General features: G+C 71.8%; 16 protein-coding genes. 11 read left to right on the top strand and 5 right to left on the bottom strand.

What is annotated here, in order from left to right:
* Positions 1–28: 28 nt before the first annotated feature.
* Positions 29–1156: an alpha/beta hydrolase family protein gene (locus ACQP1N_RS08230; RefSeq protein WP_433230161.1), complete on the top strand. Its 1128-nt coding sequence runs from the start codon at positions 29–31 to the stop codon at positions 1154–1156.
* On the opposite strand, the gene ACQP1N_RS08225 is transcribed toward ACQP1N_RS08230, so the two are convergent.
* A complete protein-coding gene (locus tag ACQP1N_RS08225) occupies positions 1153–2106 on the bottom strand; it encodes a zinc-binding dehydrogenase (protein WP_067794917.1) in 954 nt (317 codons plus the stop codon). The genes ACQP1N_RS08230 and ACQP1N_RS08225 overlap by 4 nt on opposite strands.
* Before the next feature lie 158 nt (positions 2107–2264).
* On the opposite strand from ACQP1N_RS08225, the gene ACQP1N_RS08220 reads away from it, so the two are divergent.
* The 5 genes from ACQP1N_RS08220 to ACQP1N_RS08200 all read left to right on the top strand — a co-directional run bounded on the left by ACQP1N_RS08220 (position 2265) and on the right by ACQP1N_RS08200 (position 7843).
* Positions 2265–2858, top strand: a complete 594-nt coding sequence (locus ACQP1N_RS08220; protein ID WP_067794919.1) for a hypothetical protein — start codon at positions 2265–2267, stop codon at positions 2856–2858.
* 305 nt (positions 2859–3163) lie between these two features.
* Complete coding sequence (locus ACQP1N_RS08215) at positions 3164–3652, top strand: hypothetical protein (RefSeq protein ID WP_433230157.1); 489 nt, start codon at positions 3164–3166, stop codon at positions 3650–3652.
* Positions 3649–5409 carry a serine/threonine-protein kinase gene (locus ACQP1N_RS08210; RefSeq protein ID WP_433230155.1) on the top strand — a complete coding sequence of 587 codons (1761 nt, stop codon included), beginning with the start codon at positions 3649–3651 and terminating at the stop codon, positions 5407–5409. Before ACQP1N_RS08215 ends, ACQP1N_RS08210 begins: the two co-directional genes overlap by 4 nt.
* A gap of 145 nt (positions 5410–5554) precedes the next feature.
* Positions 5555–7042 carry a hypothetical protein gene (locus tag ACQP1N_RS08205; RefSeq protein WP_067794929.1) on the top strand — a complete coding sequence of 496 codons (1488 nt, stop codon included), beginning with the start codon at positions 5555–5557 and terminating at the stop codon, positions 7040–7042.
* A gap of 48 nt (positions 7043–7090) precedes the next feature.
* Positions 7091–7843 carry a hypothetical protein gene (locus ACQP1N_RS08200; RefSeq protein WP_084262644.1) on the top strand — a complete coding sequence of 251 codons (753 nt, stop codon included), beginning with the start codon at positions 7091–7093 and terminating at the stop codon, positions 7841–7843.
* Here the strand turns inward: ACQP1N_RS08200 and ACQP1N_RS08195 are convergent.
* Positions 7840–8184, bottom strand: coding sequence for an MmcQ/YjbR family DNA-binding protein (locus ACQP1N_RS08195; protein ID WP_067794939.1), 345 nt, complete (start codon positions 8182–8184; stop codon positions 7840–7842). The genes ACQP1N_RS08200 and ACQP1N_RS08195 overlap by 4 nt on opposite strands.
* 84 nt (positions 8185–8268) lie before the next feature.
* Between ACQP1N_RS08195 and ACQP1N_RS08190 the strand changes: the two genes are divergently transcribed.
* The 5 genes from ACQP1N_RS08190 to ACQP1N_RS08170 all read left to right on the top strand — a co-directional run bounded on the left by ACQP1N_RS08190 (position 8269) and on the right by ACQP1N_RS08170 (position 16467).
* On the top strand, positions 8269–8613 hold the full coding sequence (locus ACQP1N_RS08190; RefSeq protein WP_067794942.1) for a CU044_2847 family protein: 345 nt from the start codon (positions 8269–8271) through the stop codon (positions 8611–8613).
* An 8-nt stretch (positions 8614–8621) separates the two neighbouring features.
* Positions 8622–10292: a trypsin-like peptidase domain-containing protein gene (locus ACQP1N_RS08185; RefSeq protein ID WP_433230150.1), complete on the top strand. Its 1671-nt coding sequence runs from the start codon at positions 8622–8624 to the stop codon at positions 10290–10292.
* On the top strand, positions 10293–11276 hold the full coding sequence (locus ACQP1N_RS08180; RefSeq protein ID WP_067794948.1) for an AAA family ATPase: 984 nt from the start codon (positions 10293–10295) through the stop codon (positions 11274–11276). It begins immediately after the preceding gene.
* On the top strand, positions 11266–15813 hold the full coding sequence (locus ACQP1N_RS08175) for an SAV_2336 N-terminal domain-related protein (RefSeq protein ID WP_433230147.1): 4548 nt from the start codon (positions 11266–11268) through the stop codon (positions 15811–15813). The genes ACQP1N_RS08180 and ACQP1N_RS08175 overlap by 11 nt, the downstream gene beginning before the upstream one ends.
* Positions 15814–15891: 78 nt before the next feature.
* The gene (locus ACQP1N_RS08170) at positions 15892–16467 is read left to right on the top strand and encodes a TetR/AcrR family transcriptional regulator (protein ID WP_433230145.1); all 576 of its coding nucleotides are present in this window, start codon (positions 15892–15894) and stop codon (positions 16465–16467) included.
* A gap of 153 nt (positions 16468–16620) precedes the next feature.
* On the opposite strand, the gene ACQP1N_RS08165 is transcribed toward ACQP1N_RS08170, so the two are convergent.
* The 3 genes from ACQP1N_RS08165 to ACQP1N_RS08155 all read right to left on the bottom strand — a co-directional run bounded on the left by ACQP1N_RS08165 (position 16621) and on the right by ACQP1N_RS08155 (position 19773).
* Positions 16621–18684: a M6 family metalloprotease domain-containing protein gene (locus tag ACQP1N_RS08165; RefSeq protein ID WP_242608809.1), complete on the bottom strand. Its 2064-nt coding sequence runs from the start codon at positions 18682–18684 to the stop codon at positions 16621–16623.
* Positions 18685–18806: 122 nt separating this feature from the next.
* Positions 18807–19289 carry a ribonuclease E activity regulator RraA gene (rraA, locus tag ACQP1N_RS08160; RefSeq protein ID WP_067794955.1) on the bottom strand — a complete coding sequence of 161 codons (483 nt, stop codon included), beginning with the start codon at positions 19287–19289 and terminating at the stop codon, positions 18807–18809.
* 10 nt (positions 19290–19299) lie between these two features.
* Positions 19300–19773, bottom strand: a complete 474-nt coding sequence (locus tag ACQP1N_RS08155) for an Lrp/AsnC family transcriptional regulator (RefSeq protein WP_067794958.1) — start codon at positions 19771–19773, stop codon at positions 19300–19302.
* Between the last annotated feature and the right edge of the window lie 158 nt (positions 19774–19931).

Below are 19931 nucleotides of genomic sequence, written 5' to 3'. Positions count from 1 at the left end.
GACCGAAGCTCCAGAGTCACCGGCCCCGGTGGCCCGCCCACGGCGCCGCCGCCGCGCCCGCCCGCTGATGGCGGTGTCCCTCGCGCTCACCGTGCTGCTGTGCGCGGCCCTCGGCGGTACCGGCTGGTACTTCGCGGGCGTCGCCATCGAGGTGGACCATGCCGCCGAATACCCGCTCACCATCGTGGACGCACGCGACGGCACGGTCACGCTGCCGCGGGAGCTGGAGACGGAGCGCCCGGGAACATGGGCGCTCGTCTGGAAGAACGGGCGCGCCCTGCTCGGGCCCGTCGTCGGCGGTGACGATGCGCACGTCGTGCGGAAGGTGGCATCGGTCGTCTCAGGTGCCCTGGTGAAGGGCGCACCGGCGGCCATGGACCACTGGCTGTATGAGGGCGACCCTAAGAAGGCCCTGGGGCTGCCCTTTGAAGACGTCACTTATCCGTCCAAGGTGGGGCCGATGCCGGCGTGGTGGGTGCCGGGCGCCTCGCCCAAGGGCACATGGGTCATCGCCGTCCATGGACGGAACGCGGACAAGGCGGAGACGTTCCGCGCCATGCGGCCCGTGCACAAGCTGGGGCTGCCGATGATGTCGATCGCGTACCGGAACGACGTGGGCGCGCCTTCGTCCGGCGACCGCAAGAACCATCTCGGCGACACGGAATGGAACGACGTCGTCTCCGCGATGGGCTACGCGCGCGCACACGGCGCGACCGGTGTCGTCCTGTACGGATGGTCGATGGGCGGCGCGATGGTGATGACGGCCCTGCGCAAGGACCCGTCGTTCGTTCGCGGGGTCGTCCTCGACTCCCCCGTCCTGGACTGGAGCGCCACCCTGGACAAGCAGGGCGACGCCCGCAACCTGCCCGGCTTCGTCACCGACGTGGCCAAGCGCATCCTGGAGCAGCGCATCGGGATCGACCTGACCGACTACGACCAGCGCCGGTACGCGCCTCGCCTGCGCACGCCCGTCCTTCTCTTCACTGCCAAGGACGACGCGACCGTCGACAACGGCCCCGCCTACACCTTCGCCAGGACCGCGCCGCCCGGCATGGTCACGCACATCACCACGCCGGGCGACCACACCGAATCGTGGAACGTCGACCCGGCCGCCTACGAACGCTCCCTGACATCGTTCTTGCAGAGGGTCGGTTAGGCACGGCGGACCTCCAGGAGCGTCTTGCCGACGGTGGAGCGCGACTCGATCGCGGCGTGCGCGTCGGCGGCGCCGCCGAGCGGGAACCGCTGGCCGATCACCGGCATCAGCCGCCCATGGGCGGCCTCTTCGAGCGCGCTCACCGTGTACTCCCGAAGCTGTGCGGGCGTGGCCTGGGGCTGGAGGAGCGTCACGCCGCGTCCGGCCGCCTCGTCCTCGGTGATGTCCGCCCACCGCCCGGACGCCAGGCCGAAGCTGACCATGCGTCCGCCGCCGCGCAGAAGGCCGAACGCCTCCCGCGCCACATCACCGCCGATGCCGTCGAAGACGACGTCCACGTCACCGGCCTTGTCCGCCCAGCCGGGCTCGCGGTAGTCGGCGGACTCGTCCGCGCCCAGGCGCATCGCGATCTCGGTCTTGTGCGCGCCCCCGGCCGCCGCGACGACCGTCGCGCCCCGCGCCTTCACCAACTGGACGAGCAGCGTCCCGACCCCGCCGGCCGCCGCCTCCACCAGTACCCGCTCGCCCGGACGCGGGTCCGCCGCCCGCAGCATCATCATCGCGGTCCGGCCGTCCGCCAGCAGCGCCACCGCGTCATCGAGCGCCAGCCCCTCCGGCACCTCGAACAGGCCCGCCGCGTCCACGGCCACCTGCTCCGCGTAAGCGCCGGTACCGCCGGTGCCGCTCACGACCCGCCGTCCGACGAGCGCCTCGTCCACGCCCCCGCCGACCGCCGTCACCACGCCGCCGACACCGTTGCCGGGGATGACCGGCGGCTCCAACCGCACCGGAGCCGGGCCACGGCCCGACCGCATCTGCGTCTCCACGAACGTGATGTTGACGAACTCGACCCCGATGAGCGCCTGCCCCTCCGCCGGAACCGGATCAGGCGCCTCCCCCGGGACCAACGCCCCCGGCCCGCCGAACTCCCTCAACCACACAGCGCGCATGCGACCCCTCCCATCAGCGGCAATCACCCCCCACCCTGTTACCTCAAGCATGGTCGAGGTCAAGTCGTTCGCAACGAATCTCTTTTCTCACCACACCCATCTCTGTAAGCTTTCGCGCGTATTCCACCCCCGTTGTCGGCTGCCTCTCAGGGAAGACGATGCGCGCCCGGTTGGTACGTTCCTCCCCGCTCGGGTTCCGCCGCGCCGTCTGGCTGCCCGTCCTGCTGGCCGTGGGCGCCGCCGCCGGATGCGGCTCGGCCCACTCGTCCTCCGGCGGAGAACTCGCCCCGAACGGCACCCTGGACGACGGCGCCGCCACCACCGCACCCGCCGCCGACACACCCTCGGCCGTCCCCACGGCGCAGCTCTACCAGACGGTCCTCCAGCGCTACCGCGCCTACCAGGACGCCTACAAGAAGGCATACGAGACCAACGACCCCACCGGCCTCGCCGCCGTCGCCATGGACCCCCTCCTCACCGAGGTCACCAACGACGTGGAGGCGACCAAGGCCAAGGGCGTGATCTGGCGCTTCACCAACACGTTCAACCCCCGCGTCTACGCGCGCTCCAAGGACAGCACCAAGGTCTACGTCATCGACTGCGTCCGCACCCTCGCCGCCTACCGCTACTCCGCCAAGACCGGCGCGCGGACGGGGAATCCCCCCGGCGGGGCCTATGTGTACCGGGCCACCGTCCAGTACGACTCCGGCACCTGGAAGGTCGCCGCCAATGTCCGGGACCGCCAATGCTGACGGTCCGCAGGGAAGGACACCAGATGTCTCCCCATACCCCCGCCGGGCGCCGGGCGGCCACCGCCGCGCTCACGGCGACGGCCCTGACCATGCCCCTGCTCGTCAGTGCCCCGGCTCAGGCCGCTCCGTGCAGTCTGCCGAACAACGTGGTCGCGAACTGCAACGGGACCAGCCACACCCCCGGAAGCGGAGGAGGGGGAGGCGGAGGTGGAACCGGTGGCGGCGGCGACAGCGGCCCCGTGGCTCCTCCACCGCCGGAGGGTCTGACTCCCGATGAGGCGCCGGGCGTCGTCCAGGTTCCCGGCGTGGCCGCTCCCGCGCCGGCGCCGCCCGCCACAGCGGATCTGGTCGCCACAGCACGGGCGTCCGCCAGGTTCCCCACGGTCATCGTGCATACGGCCCCCAAGAACAAGACGTACGTGCGTTTGCGGACCTCCCTGTGGGTCGAAGGCTTCAAGGACGTGCAGACCCAGCCGATCACCTTCGGTGCGCAGAAGGTGCAGTTGACCGCGAAACCCAGCTCCGTGACGTGGGATCTGGGGGAGACGAAGGACTTGGTCTGCGACGGCGCCGGAAGCAAGGACGGCAAGACCTGCCATTACGCCTACAAGCTGTCGTCGGCCTCGCAGCCGGGCGGTTCCTACAAGATCACGGCGACCATCTGGTGGGACGTCACGTGGACGTGTGAGGGCGCCGAATGCGACTCACCCGGCGGCAGCCTCGGGCGGAACCCGGTGTCATCGGCGCCCACGCCGCTCGTCGTGAGCGAGATCCAGACCAATACGGGCCAGTGACCCCGAGCGAACATCGGCTTCCGGGCTTCATCGAACTGGCGGAGCTGGGATCGGGTGCTCAAGGCGAGGTCGTCCTCGCGCGGCACGAGTCCGGCGGCGGGCCGGTCGCGATCAAGTACCTGGCTCCCGGCCTGCTCGGCGACACCGCAGCCTGGAGCGTCTTCCGTGCTGAGGCGCAGATGCTCAAGCGGGTCGACAACCCGCATGTCGCGCGGCTACTGGACTATCTGGAGTCACCGTGGGGTGCGGCGATCATCCTGGAGGCGGTCCCCGGACGTCCGCTCCGCAAGGTACTGGACGAACGCGAAGGGCCGTTGGCACCCGAGGCCGCGCTGGCGACGCTGAAGGGCTCGCTCCTCGGGCTGGCCGCGGCGCACGCGGCCGGAGTCGTCCATCGCGATTACAAGCCCGCGAACGTGCTCGTCCAGGACGACGGGCAGAGCAAGCTCATCGACTTCGGTGTCGCCGTCCTCACCGGGCAGGGCGGTCACGCCGGGACGCCCGCCTACATGGCACCGGAGCAGTGGGCCGGTGAACCCGCCACACCCGCGACCGACCTTTACGCGGCCACGTGCGTCTTCGTCGAATGCGTCACCGGCGAGAAGCCCTTCGGGGGAACGACGCTCACCGAGTTGAAGACCTCGCACGAGGAAGGCTTCGCATCGTTCGACAGGGTGCCGGAGCCGCTGCGCCCGCTCGTCCGGCGGGGCCTGACGAAGAGTCCTGGCGAGCGGGTCTGGAACGCCTACGAGTTCGTGGGCGAACTGGAGACCGCCGCCGTCCAGGCTTACGGGCCCGACTGGGAAAGGCGCGGGCTCCTCGCGCTCGGCGTGGTCGCCGCGGCCGTGGTGGCGGCGGTCCCGCTCGCGCTGCTCAGCGGCGCCCTTCTGACGCCCGGTGCGTCCGCCACGGGCGCGATGGCCGCTACGACGGCGGGTCATGTGTCGGCCGGGCTTGCCCAGGGCGCCACGTCGGTCGACACGATGGCGAAGGCCGGGACGTCCGCCTCCAAGGGCTTCCTGAGCAAGGTCGGCGGGACGAAAGGCGCCACGGGCATCGGCGCCGTGGGAGTCGGCGCGGTGATCGCGGCCTGGTACTTCTGGCCCGGTCCGAGCGTGGGCGGGACAAGCCACGCCGGTGTGCACGCCTACTTCACGAAGCCGGGTGTTCTCCTGGGTCAAGCTCACCTGCCCGCCGCCGAGACGCCGTACATCGACCTCAAGTACTCGGTCGCTCCCGCCAGGGCGAAGACCGGGACGGAAGTGCGCATCGTGGAGCAGTTCCGGGCACGCACTCCCGGGAGTCTCTACTACACGCCGAGTGGTGAACGTCAATGCCTTGGACGAGGGGCGAAGCCGCCCAAGACCCATTGGTACCAGTGGGGCATCGGGCTCGACAAGGATCAACTCGACGCCAAGAGCACCGAGGTATTGGCGTTCTACCGCATCCCCCCGGCGAAGAAAAACGAAATTCCGCAGAAGACGGCAAATGCCAAGATCCTGCCCGTCAGGAGTGAGACGACCGACCAGCACCAGCCGTTCGTCCAAGCGGAATGCGCCACCATGAGCCGATGGACGACGACGATCAAGATCGTCCTTCCAGGCCACCGGCTGCTGCCTCCGGGCAAGTACCTGGTGACCCCGCGCGTGCCGATGAAGATCACCACCACACTACGGGGGGACGAGGCGATCCCCCCCGAGTCGGCGGGGGCCACCATCGACGGGACGTTGCCGGTGATCGAGGTGTTGGACGGCTGAGGGGCTGGTGGGGGCGCTGGTATGATCTCGGCTCATACGTGGGCGGACGCGGTGACGCCGCCAGGAGGCCCGCCCCCGGCGTGACACGGCCGATATCCGTTCGGCGCGAGATTCCGTTCGCCGCACGTCCACAGTTAGGTTCCCGGTGCTGCTCTCCTCCATCGCCGCTCGCCGCCCGAAGACCGGTGCCGTGCCCGCCGCGGTCGGGGGCAACCTGCTGTTCACGGTGGTGCTGCTCGCGGGCATCGTGCTGCGGGTGGTCACCATGCTGGGGTTCCGGGGCGTGCTGTGGTTCAACGACAGCTACGACTTCCTGCGGATCGCGGACGACCCGTTCCCGCATCCGCTCCGGCCGTCCGGTTACGGGCTGTTCCTGTGGACGCTGAAGCCGTTCCACAGCCTGGCGCTGGTGACGGCGCTGCAGCATGCGGCGATCGTCGGGCTGGCGGTGCTCGCGTACCGGATGCTCGTCCGCGACTTCGAGGTGCGGCGGACGTGGGCGGCGCTGGCGGTCGCGCCGATCCTGCTGGACTCCTACCAGATCGAGCTTGAGCATCTGCTGCTGTCCGACACCGTGTTCACCGTCCTGCTGGTCGGGGCGCTGCTGGTGCTGGCGAAGCCGGGGGCGACCGGGTGGCGGCGGGCGGCCGTGGTGGGGGCGCTGCTGGGCGTGGCGGCCGTCACGCGGACGGTCGGCCTGCCGCTGCTCCTGATCGTCGTCCTGTACCTGCTGGTGCGGCGGACGAGATGGCCGGCGTACGTGGCGCTCGCGGCGGCGTTCGTGCTGCCGGTCGGCGCGTACGCGACATGGTTCGAGCGGGAGCACGGCCGGTTCGCGATGACCGGGGTGGACGGCATCTTCCTGTGGGGGCGGACGGCCGCGTTCGCCGACTGCGGCGCGCACCCGCCGCCCCCCGACCTGGCGAGCCTGTGCCCGCACGGCGCGAAGGGGAAGCGGCCCGCCTCGTCCCACCAGATCTGGGCGGACGACTCGCCGACCGGGTGGGTCGACGGGAAGGCGTTCGACGAGGAGACCAACGAGCGGGCGCAGCGGTTCGCGCTCTGGGCGATCCGGAATCAGCCGCTCGACTACCTGCGGGTCGTGTCGTACGACTTCTTCGTCCGGACGTTCTCATGGCACCGGTCGCGGTACCCGACGGTCGGCACCGAGGCCAGGTACCACTTCCCGACGAGGCCCACCGCGTTCAAGCCCGGCCTCCGCGTGCTCGGCGGCGGTGACCGGCGGACGGTCGTGTACGAGTATTCGCACGGCACCGGACGCACCCACATCGTGGAACCCTACGCCGAGGTGATGCGCACCTATCAGGAGCGTGTGAGGATGCCCGGCACGGTCCTCGGGATCGTGCTGCTCGCCGGCGCGGCCGGGATCGTGTGGCGGCGGGCGCGCGCGCGGACCGCACTCTTCTGGACGTCCGGGGTCGCGCTTTTGGCCATTCCCCCGGTCACCGTCGATTTCGACTACCGGTACTTGCTGCCCGCCCTGCCGTTCGCGTGCTTCGCCGCCGCGATGGCCTGGGGCCGTCGCCCTCCGGTCACCGAACCGGAGCCGGAACCGGCCGAGGAGGCGGAGCCCGAGATGCGGCCCGCCGAGACCGCACTCAACGCCGAATGAGTACATGTACGGATTCCGCCGGGTCCCGATCGCGGCGATCATGATCCCATGCGTCGTGCCGTGCTTCTCCTCCTGCCCGTTCTGCTGGGCGCCTGCGGCGAGGTCCCCTACTCCGGGGATGCCGGGACGTCCGGGGAACGGGCCGCCACGGACGCGCGCAAGGCCGCCGACCTGGCCGGCGACAAGATCTACACCTCCCGGGTCCAATCCGCCCGGGATCTGGCGCACCGGGCGGCGGATCTCGACGGCGTCGAGGTCATGGGCGTGTCGGGCGCCTCGACCGCCGGGGCCGGGGTGACCCTCGTCATCCGGGTGCCGGGCACGGCACCGCAGGACGGGCCGTTCCCCGCCGGGTCCGTCACCGTGCGGCACTGCTTCCGGATGCGGTTCTCCACGGCGGGCGAGTTCCGGCGGTACGGCACCCGTCAGGTGGCGTGCCCGCCCGGCGCACCGCTGACGTTCGAACCGTGGCCGAAGACGCCGGACATCCCGGTCGAGAAGCTGGAGAAGGCGCTGCCGCGCGTCCCGGCCGGGGGCAGCGCGGACGAGGCGAAGGTCCGCGCCGCGGTCGCGTCGCTGCGTCTCGACCCGGCGATCCGGCGTGAGTTCGCGACCGAGGGCGCCGCGGTCGGCCTGGTGCTGAGGGTGAAGCCGTACCTGTCGGACGCGTTCGACTGCGTCCTCGCCAGCGTCGCACCGGGCCGGACGAGCGTGTGGTCACCGTCCCCGATGCAGCGGATGCCGGGCGAGGCCGGCTGCACCGCCGCCAACGCCCTCCACCCGATGCCCCCGCCGCACTAGGCGTCGCCGAGGCGGGCGGCGGCGACCTTCTTCGGGACGACCATGCGCCAGGCGTCGATGACCAGTTCTTCCATTTCGGCTTCGTCCAGCGCCTCCGTCCAGGCGTGGACCCAGTTGAAGCGCATGTCCGATTCGCTGGGCAGGTGGAATTTCTCCGGTTCGGCGGCCACCAGCGCGGCCCGCTCCTCCTTGGGGAAGGCGAAGCCCATCACGGTCTCGTCCCGTGAGAAGGCGACGTAGACGATCGAGCCGACGCGGAACTTCACCCGGTCCCGGATGAGATGTTCCGATGTGCGGGGCAGCGTCAGCGCGAGGGCCCGCACCTGCTCGACTGTGATCATCGTGTCCTCCTGTGGCCGTGGGGTTCCCGGCGAAGCATCCGATAAGGATGATCTTGGTAGATTTGCCCGGGTGAGGGGGCGATCGTGAACGAACTGGTGCGCTGGCGGACCGAGGACGGGTTCATCGTCGTGGAGAGCGACGATCGAGAACCGGGATTCCAGTCGGTGTCCCGCACCGGGGACATCTTCCACGAGGCGGCGGGCAAGTTCGAGGACGCGTTCGAGAACGTCCGGGAGGCGGCCCAGTCGGCGCTCGCGGCGCTGCGCGGCGGCGGTCTCGACCCCGACACGGTCGAGCTGGAGTTCGGCGTCAAGCTCAACGCGGCGGCCGGGGCCGTCATCGCCAAGACGTCCGTGGAGGGGCACCTCAAGGTCAAGATGACGTGGGGCCGGCCGGCCCCCGGGGCCGGGGCCGCGGAGGAGGCGTAGCCGGGATCGTGGACGACTGGCAGTGGCGCGCCTGGGTCGGCCCTCCCTCCGGCGGCAAGCTCGGCGCGGCGTTCCTGATCACCGAGACACGGCTGCTGACCTGCGCCCACACCGTCCAGGGCATGGACGAGGCACGCGTCGGCTTCCCGGGCCTGCTGGAGGACCTGCCCGCCAGGGTCGTGCGCTGCGGCGACTGGCGGCGCGCGGGCGACCCCGGTGATGTCGCCGTCCTCGAACTGCGCCGGCCCGTCCCCTACCGGCCCGCCCGGTTCGCCGCCCCGGACGACCTCCACGAGCACGCCCTCGGCGGGCGGACGTTCGCCGTCTGCGGGTTCCCCCGGCGCCCCGACCAGAACGAACGGCACGCGACCGTGACGACGTCCCCGCACCGCGGGATGCGGCGCGAATGGTGGGAGCTGAAGACGGGGCCGGACGAGTGGCTGGAGGAGGGCTACAGCGGGTCCGCCGTGTACGACGCGGTCACGGGCGAGGTCATCGGCATGGTCACGAACGCCGAGCTCCGATACGGCGACCGCGCGAACCTCGGCTGGATGCTCCCGCTCCCGCACATCCGGACGTACTGGGAGGAGCTGGACGACCTGCTGCCGCTCCGGTGGCTCACCCCGGACGCGCGGCGGGAGCTGCGCGAACTGCTGCGCGGCGTGCGCTTCACCGACCCGCTCGGCGCCGGCCTCGAACGGATCACCGGCCGCCCGGCATTCGGCGGGTTCCGGTCCGCGTGGGCGTCGGTGCGGTACGTCGCCGAGGGCTGGCCGCGGGACCGGCTCGTCCGCTACCTCGCGGCGCTCGGCCCGCAGCTGCCGGAGGCGGCGCGCGGGCGGCTCACCGCCTGGTCGGCGCGGCATCTGCCCGGCGCGGCGCCCGCCCCCGCGCGGTCCGGCCCCGCGTCGGTGATCGTCCGGCTGGAGCGGGTGACGTTCGACAACGCCTTCGACGTGACCGTGCACACCTGGATCGACGGTGCCGAAGGCCCGTCCCGGCGGACCGAGCGCGTCCCGGAGCGGCGGGTCCGGCCGGTCGTCGAGGCGGGCGTCGCCGCGCTCGCGCCCGCGCTGTTCGGCCGGGACTGGATGATCGAGTTCGCGGTGCCGGAGAGCTGGCTCGGCAAGCCGTTCGAGCAGTGGTACCTCGACCCCCGCAACAAGATCCCGATGCGCCGGTATCCGGTGGTGGTGCGGGACGTGGAGCGGATGCGGCCCGACTCGATCCGGCGGGACCAGGCCCACCACCGCTGGCGGCTGCTGCACGAGCGCGGCCGCAGCGACCCGCGCCCCATCGCCTGCGACGCGCCCCGCAAGGGCCGCGACTTCCAGGACTGGCTTGAGGCCAACGTCGACTTCTGCGTGCTCGTGTACGGGTCGCGTCCGGTCAGGAGCTGGCTGACGGCTGCGCTCAACAACGGCATCCCCGTCATGCTCTGGACGCGCACCCCCTGCGACGCGCCGTCCCACGGCGACTGCCGCGGCCACCGCGTTCTGGACGAGCTGACCGCCGCGGTCGGCGACCGGCACCCGGGCGACCTGCCGCAGGTGGCGCTCGCCCTGCGCAAGGCCGCGCTCATCGCCCCCAAGGACGAGCCGCATTGCGGACGTGACCTGACGCTGCTGTGGGACGACCCGTCCCGGCTTCCCGATCCCCCTCTCGCCATGGAGGTATAGGTGCCCGACTGGCTGATCTACACCGGGAGCCGGAATGGTCCCGAGGACGGCGCCGACCCGCTCGGCCGGCTGCCCGACCCGCCGCCCTGGCGCGCGTTCGACGGCGGGCCCGTTCTGCCGTCTCCGCCCGGCGGTTCCGGGAACGAGCATCAGGCGACCACATACCGGCCGTCGGACGATGCCGTGCAGCAGGCCAACGCCGCCTTGTATCTGCGTCGTCCGTTGCTGGTGACGGGGCCGCCCGGCACCGGGAAGTCGACGCTGGCCTATGCGGTGGCTCACGAACTCGGTCTCGGGCCCGTCCTGCATTGGCCCATCACCAGCCGGACCACGCTGCGGGACGGGCTGTACCAATACGACCCCTTGACCCGCCTGTACGCGGCCGGACGGGCCGACGCGCCCGCAGACGAGAACATCGGCCGCTACATCCGCCTCGGGCCTCTGGGGACCGCGCTGCTCCCCTATGCGCGTCCTCGCGTCCTGCTGGTGGACGAGATCGACAAAAGCGACATCGATCTGCCCAACGACCTTCTCACCATCTTCGAGAAGGGCGAGTACGAGATACCGGAGCTGACCCGGCGGGCCGACCCGTCCGCCGAGGTCATGACCGCCGACGGGCCGGGTGCCCGCGTCACGGTCACCGCCGGGACGGTCCGCTGCAACGCCTTTCCGTTCGTCGTGATGACCAGCAACGGCGAGCGCGAGTTCCCGCCCGCGTTCCTCCGCCGATGCGTCACCGTGGAACTGCGCCAGCCTTCCGGCGCGGCCGAACTGTCGGCGATCGTGCGCGAGCATCTGGGGCCGCTCGCCGAGCAGAGCGACGACCTGGTCCGCCGCTTCCTCGAACGCTCCACGTCCGGCACATTGGCGACCGACCAGCTGCTCAACGCCGTCTACCTGTGCCGCCACGCCGCCGCCGCGGACCGCCGCGCGCTGGCCGACCGCATCATGCCCTACCTGACCGGGCCGATCGATGACGATTGACCGGCTGCGGGAGGCCCTGTCGGCCATCGGCCCGCCGCCGGACGCCCGCGAGCTGAGCGAGATGCTGTGGCTGGCCTGCCACATCTCCCCCGCTCCCGGGGAACGTTCCGCCTCCGCCCCGCCGGAACCGTCCGGGGCCTGCGCGACGCCCCCGGAGCCCGCGCTCCCGCCGGCTCCGGCTCGGGCGGCGCCGGAGCCGGAGCCGCCGGCCGGTCTGCATCCGCGTCCCGCTCCCGGTGCCGAACCGGCCGGGGAGGCGGCGCAGGTGCTCGTCCCGACGGCCCCGATGCTGGCGGACGCGCTGGGCGTGCAGCGGGCGCTGCGTCCGCTGAAACGCCGCGTCCCCTCCCGGCACCGCCGCGAGCTGGACGAGGAGGCGACGGCCGCGCGCATCGCCGACACCCGCCTGTGGACGCCCGTCCTCGTCCCGGCGCCCGAACGGTGGCTCACCCTCAGCCTGGTCGTGGACACCGGGCCCACGATGCGGCTCTGGCGCCCCCTCGCCCGCGAACTGGCCGAGACGCTCGCCCGCCAGGGCGCCTTCCGGGACGTCCACCTCACCTACCTCGACACCGGCGGCCGTATAGCCTCGGCCCCCGACGCGCCGGGCCGAGCCCCGGGGACGCTGCTGGACGCGTCCGGCCGCCATGCCGTTCTCGTCCTGAGCGACTGCTCCGGCCCGCACTGGTGGGACGGACGTGCCGCCGGCGCCGTCCGCCGCTGGGCCCAGGCCGGGCCGGTCGCGATCCTCCAGCCGCTCGCCGAACGCCTCTGGCGCCGCACCGCCGCCCCCGCCGCCCCGGGCCTCGCCGTCCTCCCCCGCCCCGGCGCCCCGAACACCGGCCTGCGCTTCACCCCGCACGACGGGGCCGTGCCGCCCGGCGTGCCCGTCCCCGTCCTGGAGGTGGCGCCGCGCTGGTTCGCCGCCTGGGCCCGCCTGGTCTCCGGCGCGGACCCGCAGCCCGCCGCGATCACCGCACTGCCGCCGCGCCCGGCCGGGCCCGCGCCGCTGCACCGCGAGCGCGAACTGCCGATCGCCGAACGCGTCCGCCGCTTCCTCACCACCGCCTCCCCGGGCGCCGCCGAACTCGCCGCGCACGTCGCCGTCTCCGTCCCGTCCCTGCCGGTGATGCGCCTCATCCAGCACCGCATCCTCGGCGGCTCGGGACCGGGCCGGCTCGCCGAGGTCCTGCTGAGCGGCCTGCTCCGGCCGATCGACGACGTCCGCTACGAGTTCGTCCCCGGCGCCCGCGAGGCCCTGCTCGACACCCTCCCGCGCCCCGAGGCGCAGCACACCCGGCACGTCCTCAAGGCGGTCTCCGCCGAGATCGAACGCCGCGCCGGCACCGCCGCCGAGACCTTCCGCGCGCTGCTGCCCGCCGACGGCGGCCCGGTGACGCTGACCGCCGACACCGACCACTTCGCCCTCCTCACCCCGCGGACCCGCGCCCACCTCGCCCCCGCCCCGGGCACGGGTCCCGACCTGCTGCGGCTCCTGGGCGTCCCCGCCGACGACCCTCTCAGCGGCTGGGACGGCCCCCCGCGCGCGACGGTGCTGGGCGTGGACCACGGTGACCCCGTGACGCTGAACGTCCTCGACGGCGAGGCGGCCCTCCCGCACGGGCTGATCGTCGGCCCGAGAGCCGCCCGCGACGCGCTGCTGCGCACGACGGTCTTCGGCCTCGCCCTGACCCACTCGCCCGGCACCGTCAATTTCGTCTTCGCGGACTTCTCCCGCGGCGCGTCCTTCGTCGGCCTGGGCAACCTCCCTCATGTCGCCGCGGCCGTCCACGCCGGGTCAGCGGATTCGCCGCAGCTCAGCTACCTGATAGCGGCGCTGGAAGACGAGCGGATCCGCCGCGACACCGTCCTGGACGACACCGACCTCGCCACGTGGGACGAGTACCGGAGGGCGGTCGCCGGCGGCGCGCCCCACGAGCCCCTGCCCGCCCTGGTCGTCGTCCTCGACAACACCGGCCCGCTCCTGGACGCACGCCCCGACCTGCTGGACCCCCTCGTCTGGTTGTGCGAGACGGGAGGACCGCTGGGCATCAGATTCCTCTTCTGCACACCGGACGGTTCGCCCCCGCCCGGCCCCCTCCTCGGTCACATCGGCTGGAACACCGGTTCGAGGGGTGATGACGGCGCCTTCCTGCACATCTTCGCGGACCGGGCCCATCCCCACTTCGAGCCCGCACGGGTACCGCTCGACGTCACCGATCCCCTCATCGAGCGGATGCGCCGGCGCGGCCCCAGCGCCTGGAAACTCCCCTGGCCCGAGGAAGACCCCGTGCCCGCGCCCGGTGCTTCCGCGTCCCCGGCCGTGCCGGAGTTCGACGTCCTCAAGCTCAATGGCGCCGAGCCCAGCGGGATGTTCCATGAGACGTGGGCGCTTCCCGCGTCCGAGCCGCGGAACCCCGCCATCGGTCATGCCGCCGACGGCGGCGTCCTCACCCTCTCCCCCCTCGACTTCTCGTCGGGCATTCCGCACGGGCTGATCGTCGGCGCCCCGGAGGCCCGGCACCGCGTCGTCCGCGCCATCACCCTCGCCCTGGCCGCCGGCCATTCCCCCGCGACCCTCACCTTCGCCTTCGCCGGCCTGAGCGACCATCCTCTCGGCGAGCCCCTCGATCTCCCCCACGTCCGCTATTCCGAGCACATGCTGCTCGCGCGGCCTCGGAAACTGCATCAGTTCCTCGACTTCCTGTCAGACGAACTGGACACCCGCGCCGCCGCAGCACCGCGCGACCTTCCAAGAGCCCCCGATTTCGGCACCAACCAATGGCTCGTCGACGAGTTGTACGAGCGGTACCGCGAAGACCCGGGCTCGGTCGACCGGGCCTGGGGAGACTTCTTCGCCGACTACCGGCCGGGCGACCGGTCGTCCCCGGCCCCGCCCCCGCCGGCGCCCGAAGCACCGCCGCGCCTGCTCATCGTGGCCGACGTGTCGCTGCCACTCCCTCCCGGCAGACACGGGGTCGGGGAGGCGCTTCTCTCTCTGGCGCAACGAGGCAGGGCCCTCGGCGTGCAACTCCTGCTCACCTCGACCACCGTCGAGCACACCACGATCTGGGACCGCTTCCTCCCCCTCCTCGGCTGGCGGATCGCCGCGAGCCCCCTGCCCCCCGCCGAACTCCAGCGCGTCCTCGGCCGGGCGAGCCTCCCCTTCCCCGGCGACCGCACGGCCTACCTCCTCGCCGGCGGCGGCCCCCCGCGCCGCTTCACCGTGGCGCCGGCCCCCTCCACGGGCGCTCTGCACACCTTCCTCGACCGCGTGCACAACCGGCCTCCCGAATCCGCGGAAGAACCTCGCCTCCGCTTCCTTTCGGAAGTCGTGGAGGCACTCGGCACCGCCGATGCCCAATCGATCCAGCCGATGTTCCGGGAACTCCTCATGCGGGACGCCGATGCCCTGATGGCCGGCCGTCTGCCTCGCCATCTGATACTCACCGGACGGCAGGGCCCGGACGTGGAGGTGCCGGCTGCGGTGGCGGCGGTATACGGGCGGCTCCTCTCCCGCCTGGGCATCCTCTCGCATGGTGACGTGAGCAAGATCTCCTGGTCCGCGATAGGCGGGTATCTGCGCGACACGACCGAGTCACTCTCTGAGCTCTTCCGGACCTTCCGGGGCGGAGTGATCCTGCTCCATCACGCGGGCGAGGCGGACGCTTCCGGTTACCTCCGTCCCGAGGCAGTGCGGGCACTGGTCGCGGCGACAGGCGAACACCCCGACGACCCGTTGGTCATATTGTGCGGAGATTCCGCACAGGCGGATGCCCTCCGGGTGGCCGTCCCCCGGTTCGACGAGCGGTTCGCGGTGGTCGACTGGATCGATGATCCGCCCGAGCTGCCCGACAGGGTTCGCATGAGCGCCCTGCCCCCGGTGGCCGATGGCCGCATTCCGATCGGAACCCAGAGCGAGACGCTGGAGCCGGTGTTCGTGGACTTCGACGCGGACCCGCATCTGCTGGTCGCGGGACCGCTCGCATCTGGCCGGGCGAACCTGCTGCACCTGCTCCTCAAGGGGATCGCGGCGCGGGCCGGCGGCCGTGGAGCGCAGATCCACGTCCTCGATCCACACGGACTCCTCCGGTCGATCGCCCACGAATTCGGCCTCTCCGAGCCGGTGGAGCCCGGGGTCGGGTACACCGGCTCGCCCGAGGAGTTCTTCCTGCTCGTGGCCGGAATTGCCGAGCGGCCGCCGGACGGTGAGGTCTACCTCGTCGTGATTGATTTGGCCCCTGACAGCTTCTCTCTCCAGACAGTCCTGACGGATCTGCTCTCCGTCCGCGGCGGCCGCGTGCATGTCGTGGTGGCACGGTTGGCGACCTCCGCCGGCATGCCGCATGACCCGCTGGTCCGCGCCCTGCACACGATCGGCGCCCCTGCCGTGCTGCTGGGAACCGGCCAGAGCCGGGAGGCGGAGTTGTACGGCGCCGAGCTCCCCACCGGGTTTGTCCCGCCGGGACGCGGCGTGCTCGTCCGATCGGGGCGGCAGCGGGACATTCAGGTGGCGCACGCGTCACCCGACGTCTGAGGGCGGGCACGGATACGGCGGGTCCAAGAGCCGGACGAAATTTGGATCGACCGGTCCATAACGTGTTACGGTGCGGGTATGGGGCGGCCCAGGAAGTTCGAGGAGAGGCGGGCGGTCGAGGCGGCCATGCGGGCGTTCTGGGCGGACGGCTATGAGGCGACCTCGACGCAGGGGCTGTGCGAGGCGACCGGGCTCGGGCGCAGCAGCATCTACAACACCTTCGCCAGCAAGCGGGATCTGTTCGTCAAGGCGTTGACGCACTACATGGACTACAGGGCGGCCCGGCTCGCCGCGTTGCTGGAGGACGGTGCGAAGCCGGTGCGGGAGCGGCTGCGCACCGTCCTGGAATGGGCGGCCGCCCCGGACGAGGAAGATCCCTCCGGATGCCTGGTCGTGAACGCGACGGTGGAGTTCGGGCAGCACGATCCCGATATCGCGGCACGGCTCGAACAGCACAGGCGGCGGCGGTTCGACGTGCTGAGAGCCGCCATCGAGGACGGGATGCGCGCCGGCGAGATCGACGGGAGCAGGGAGGCGGGCGCGCTGGCGCATTTCGTGATCTCCACGGTCAGCGGCATCCAGGTCGCCGCACGCGGCGGCGCAGACCGGGCGACGCTCCAGAGCATCGCCGACACGGCCCTGAACGCACTCTGACCTGGGGCGCCCCGCGCCGCCCTCTTTTGAGCGCCATTTTGCACTGATCATTACAGGAGGGGCAGGGCGAAGGGCCGGCGCTGGTTTGCGCCGGCCCTTGCCCGGGGTGGTCGGGAGCGGGAGGTGCGTTCGCGGGTCGTTCCGGCTACGGGGTCAGCGCAGGCGGCACGTCCCGGAGCCGGACTTCGACGGGTCGCTCTCCGAGGTCCCCGTCAGCCGCAGCCGCGCGTGCCGGGACGCGCCCGGCGCGGGCTTCGCCCAGACCTCGACGCCGGTGCGGCCCCCCGCCCGCGCGGTCGCCAGCTCGTTCGGCAGCCACGTCGTCCAGCCGTCGCCGGACGCCTCGGCCCGCAGGCGGAACACGTCGGAGCCGTGGTGGCCGCTGCCGCCGCCTCCCGTGTTGCGGAGCGTCATCGTGCACTTCATCCAGCCGGAGCCGGTCGGGCTCGCGTACCCCGGGTCGATCCGCACGCCGCGCCGCTGCGGCCCGGCGCCGTCCAGCGAGCTGATCGCGACCGTGTACGACAGGACGCCCCTCCGGTCCCGCTTCAGGTTCAGGACGTAGAAGTGCAGCCGGTTGGCCTCGTCCACATACTCGTATTCGCTGCCGGAGTTCGTACCCGCGTGGTACAGGGCGTCTGACAGCTGCCGGTAGTCGCCGATCGTCATCTTCTTCGGGGTGCCGTCCGGCAGGACGAAGTCGACCTTGTTGATGTCCTGGGGGTTGGCGTCCTTCACCCAGATGAACGGGGACCGGTCACGGTCCTTGGTCTTCGCCAGCAGGACACCGGAGTCGGGCGTGAAGGAGTCCGTGCCCATCCGGTCGACGACCTCGATGGTGTAGTTGTCGTAGCCGCCGCCGTCGCAGAGCGGGTCGGTGCCGGTGTCGCAGGCCGGGCTCTTGTCGCCGCCCTGGCCCAGCTTCAGGTTGATGCCCGCGAGGCCGCCCTTGCCCGGCTCCGTGGAACGGGCCGTGACCTTGGCGACGACCATGCCGGACGAGGCGAGCGCGTCCCGGCTGAGCTGCAGCACCTTGGCCGGGTCCACCATGCCGAGCTTCATCTTGTTGCGGAGCATGTGCTGCGCGCCCATGGACGCGCCGCTCGTCGCGGGGATCGTCCACCGGGTGTGCGGGCCGCCGGGCCCGTTGAACGAGCCGCGGCTGAGCATGTCCCACGGGCCGCTGTAGGCGCGGCGCGGCGGGACGCCGTACGGGTTGTTGTAGTTGTCACCGATGCCCAGGATGTGGCTGAACTCGTGGGCGAAGACCGCCATGCCGGAGCTTTCCGCCTGGGTGGAGCTGCCGGGCTCGGCGTTCGGCCAGATCGTGGACCCCGCCTGCCAGGACGTCCACTCGACGTAGCGGGTCTTCACCCAGTTCGGCAGGTTCGGGTCACCGGGCCCCCACGCGCTCGGCACCTTCTCCTTCGTGTCGAACTTCATCTCGCCGAACTCCTGCCAGGTGGACGACTCGTCCTGCCCGGCGCTGAGGAAGAACACGAAGTCGAACTTCTTGGCCGTCGCCTCGCCGACGTCGGCGACCCACGCGGCCCGCGCGTCCTTGCGCAGGTCGCGGCCGCAGGTGTCGCCCGCGGGGCAGCCCGCCCCGTCCTGTGGCCAGCCGAGGCCGTACTCGTGGTCCTTGCCGGGCATCCGGTACGCGCCGAACGCGGTGAGGTCCACCCCGTACCGGCCGCCGGAATCCTCCATCCAGTACTCGTGCAGCGTGTGGCCGTGGTTCAGCTTCTGCGGCCGGTTGAGGAAGTCCTGGTAGAACTTCGCGACCCGCTCGCGCGGCACGTCGCCGGCCACGGTCGGGTTGCCGAAGATCGACGAGTTCTTCGGCTGCGTCACCTCGAACGGCTGGTTCGGGTAGTCCACCAGCACGACGGCGCCGTTGAAGTTCTTCACCGACCCCTTGCGGTACGGGTCGGCCCACGACGTTCCCGGGACGTTCTTGTAGTCGCCCCACGTCATCGTGTCGGGAAGCTCGTAGTTCTGCGGGTCGATGGGGCGCGGGGCGCCCGCCGCGAACGCGCGGGCGGACGGCTGCCCGCGCTGCCACGGCTGGGTCTGCGGCCAGTGCCGCATCTGCCAGGGGTTCGCGGTCGGTTTCGGGATCGGCGGTCTCGGCTGTGCGGCGGCCGGCACGGCCCCGAGTCCCACGATGAGCCCCATTGCCGCCGCGGGAACCAGCAGCGTCTTCTTGGCGCGCATGTCTCCCCTACCTCTCCGGTGGGTTGCTGAGAAGTAGGTAAGAACAGGAGATTGCTCCCGGCTAGGGCCGACTTAGCCGATCTTGCGCTGAATGTCCTGGCATCTCGCGCGGCGCGCGCAGGTCACAGCGGCAACTCGCGCCCGGCGACGACGATGCCGTCCTCGTCGCTGTAGAGCCAGTCGCCGGGGCGGAACTCCACGCCGCCGAACGACACCGGGACGTCCACCTCGCCGGCGCCGTCCTTGGCGCTCTTGCGCGGGTTGGCGCCGAGCGCCCGCACACCGAGGTCCAGCCCGCGCAGCGCCGCCACGTCCCGGACCGCACCGTTGATCACGACGCCGGCCCAGCCGTTCGCCACCGCCGCCGCCGCGATCATGTCGCCCAGCAGCGCGGACGCCAGCGAACCGGCGCCGTCCACGACCAGCACCCGGCCCGCGCCGGGCGTGTTGAGCAGCTTTTTCACCAGGCCGTTGTCACGGTGGCAGCGCACGGTCGAGACCGGGCCGGCGAACGACGCCCGCGCCCCGTACCGGCGGAACTGCGTCTCGCAGCTGCGCAGTTCGTCCCCGAAGTCGTCGATGAGGTCAGCGGTCGCGAAGTCCATGGACGGGAGCCTACCGATCGGTAACAGGTTGGCCCGAAGGCGCGTCGGTCGGACGCCCGATCAGCCGGGACAGCACGATCGCCGTCTTCGTCGCGGTGATGTTGTTCTCCCGGCGCAGCCGTTCGAGGGCCTGCTCCAGGTGCTGGATGTCACGGGCCCGCACATGGACCAGCGCGCTCGCGTCGCCGCTGATCGTGTACGCCGCGACGACCTCCGGATGGCCGCGGACACTCGAGTAGATCTCCTCCGGGGACGTCGCACCCGTGCAGAAGATCTCGATGAACGCCTCGGTCGTCCAGCCGAGCGCCGCCGGGTCGACGACCGCCGCGAAGCCGGTGATGACGCCGTCCGACCGCAGCCGGTCGACCCGCCGTTTCACCGCCGGGGCCGACAGCCCGACCTTCGCCCCGATCTGCGCGTACGAAGCGCGGCCGTCCTCCAGGAGGCGCGCAACGATGTGACGGTCGAGCTCGTCAAGACGCAACGAACAGCACCCTCTAAGTCGGTTTTCGTCATTGGTCGCCGGTCAATTCCGAACATACGCTGGGAGGCGGACCGGCGGCCACCTGACCCGCCCGGCCTCCTCTCCCGGCACCGGGGCCCCACCCCGGTGCCCCAGCCATGCCCCCGGCCCCTCCGGCC

Origin of the sequence: Actinomadura formosensis (genome assembly GCF_050948385.1) — a bacterium.
Lineage (GTDB): Bacteria > Actinomycetota > Actinomycetes > Streptosporangiales > Streptosporangiaceae > Spirillospora > Spirillospora formosensis.
Note: the sequence above shows the minus strand (reverse complement) of the source record. Positions and strands in the feature narration are given on the sequence as shown.

Excerpts from the sequence above, each read along its gene's own strand:
- ACQP1N_RS08165 (WP_242608809.1), bottom strand. The coding sequence starts at position 18,684 with ATGCGCGCCAAGAAGACGCTGCTGGTTCCCGCGGCGGCAATGGGGCTC.
- ACQP1N_RS08195 (WP_067794939.1), bottom strand. The coding sequence starts at position 8,184 with ATGATCACAGTCGAGCAGGTGCGGGCCCTCGCGCTGACGCTGCCCCGC.
- ACQP1N_RS08220 (WP_067794919.1), top strand. The coding sequence starts at position 2,265 with ATGCGCGCCCGGTTGGTACGTTCCTCCCCGCTCGGGTTCCGCCGCGCC.
- ACQP1N_RS08175 (WP_433230147.1), top strand. The coding sequence starts at position 11,266 with ATGACGATTGACCGGCTGCGGGAGGCCCTGTCGGCCATCGGCCCGCCG.
- ACQP1N_RS08200 (WP_084262644.1), top strand. The coding sequence starts at position 7,091 with ATGCGTCGTGCCGTGCTTCTCCTCCTGCCCGTTCTGCTGGGCGCCTGC.
- ACQP1N_RS08225 (WP_067794917.1), bottom strand. The coding sequence starts at position 2,106 with ATGCGCGCTGTGTGGTTGAGGGAGTTCGGCGGGCCGGGGGCGTTGGTC.
- rraA (WP_067794955.1), bottom strand. The coding sequence starts at position 19,289 with ATGGACTTCGCGACCGCTGACCTCATCGACGACTTCGGGGACGAACTG.
- ACQP1N_RS08170 (WP_433230145.1), top strand. The coding sequence starts at position 15,892 with ATGGGGCGGCCCAGGAAGTTCGAGGAGAGGCGGGCGGTCGAGGCGGCC.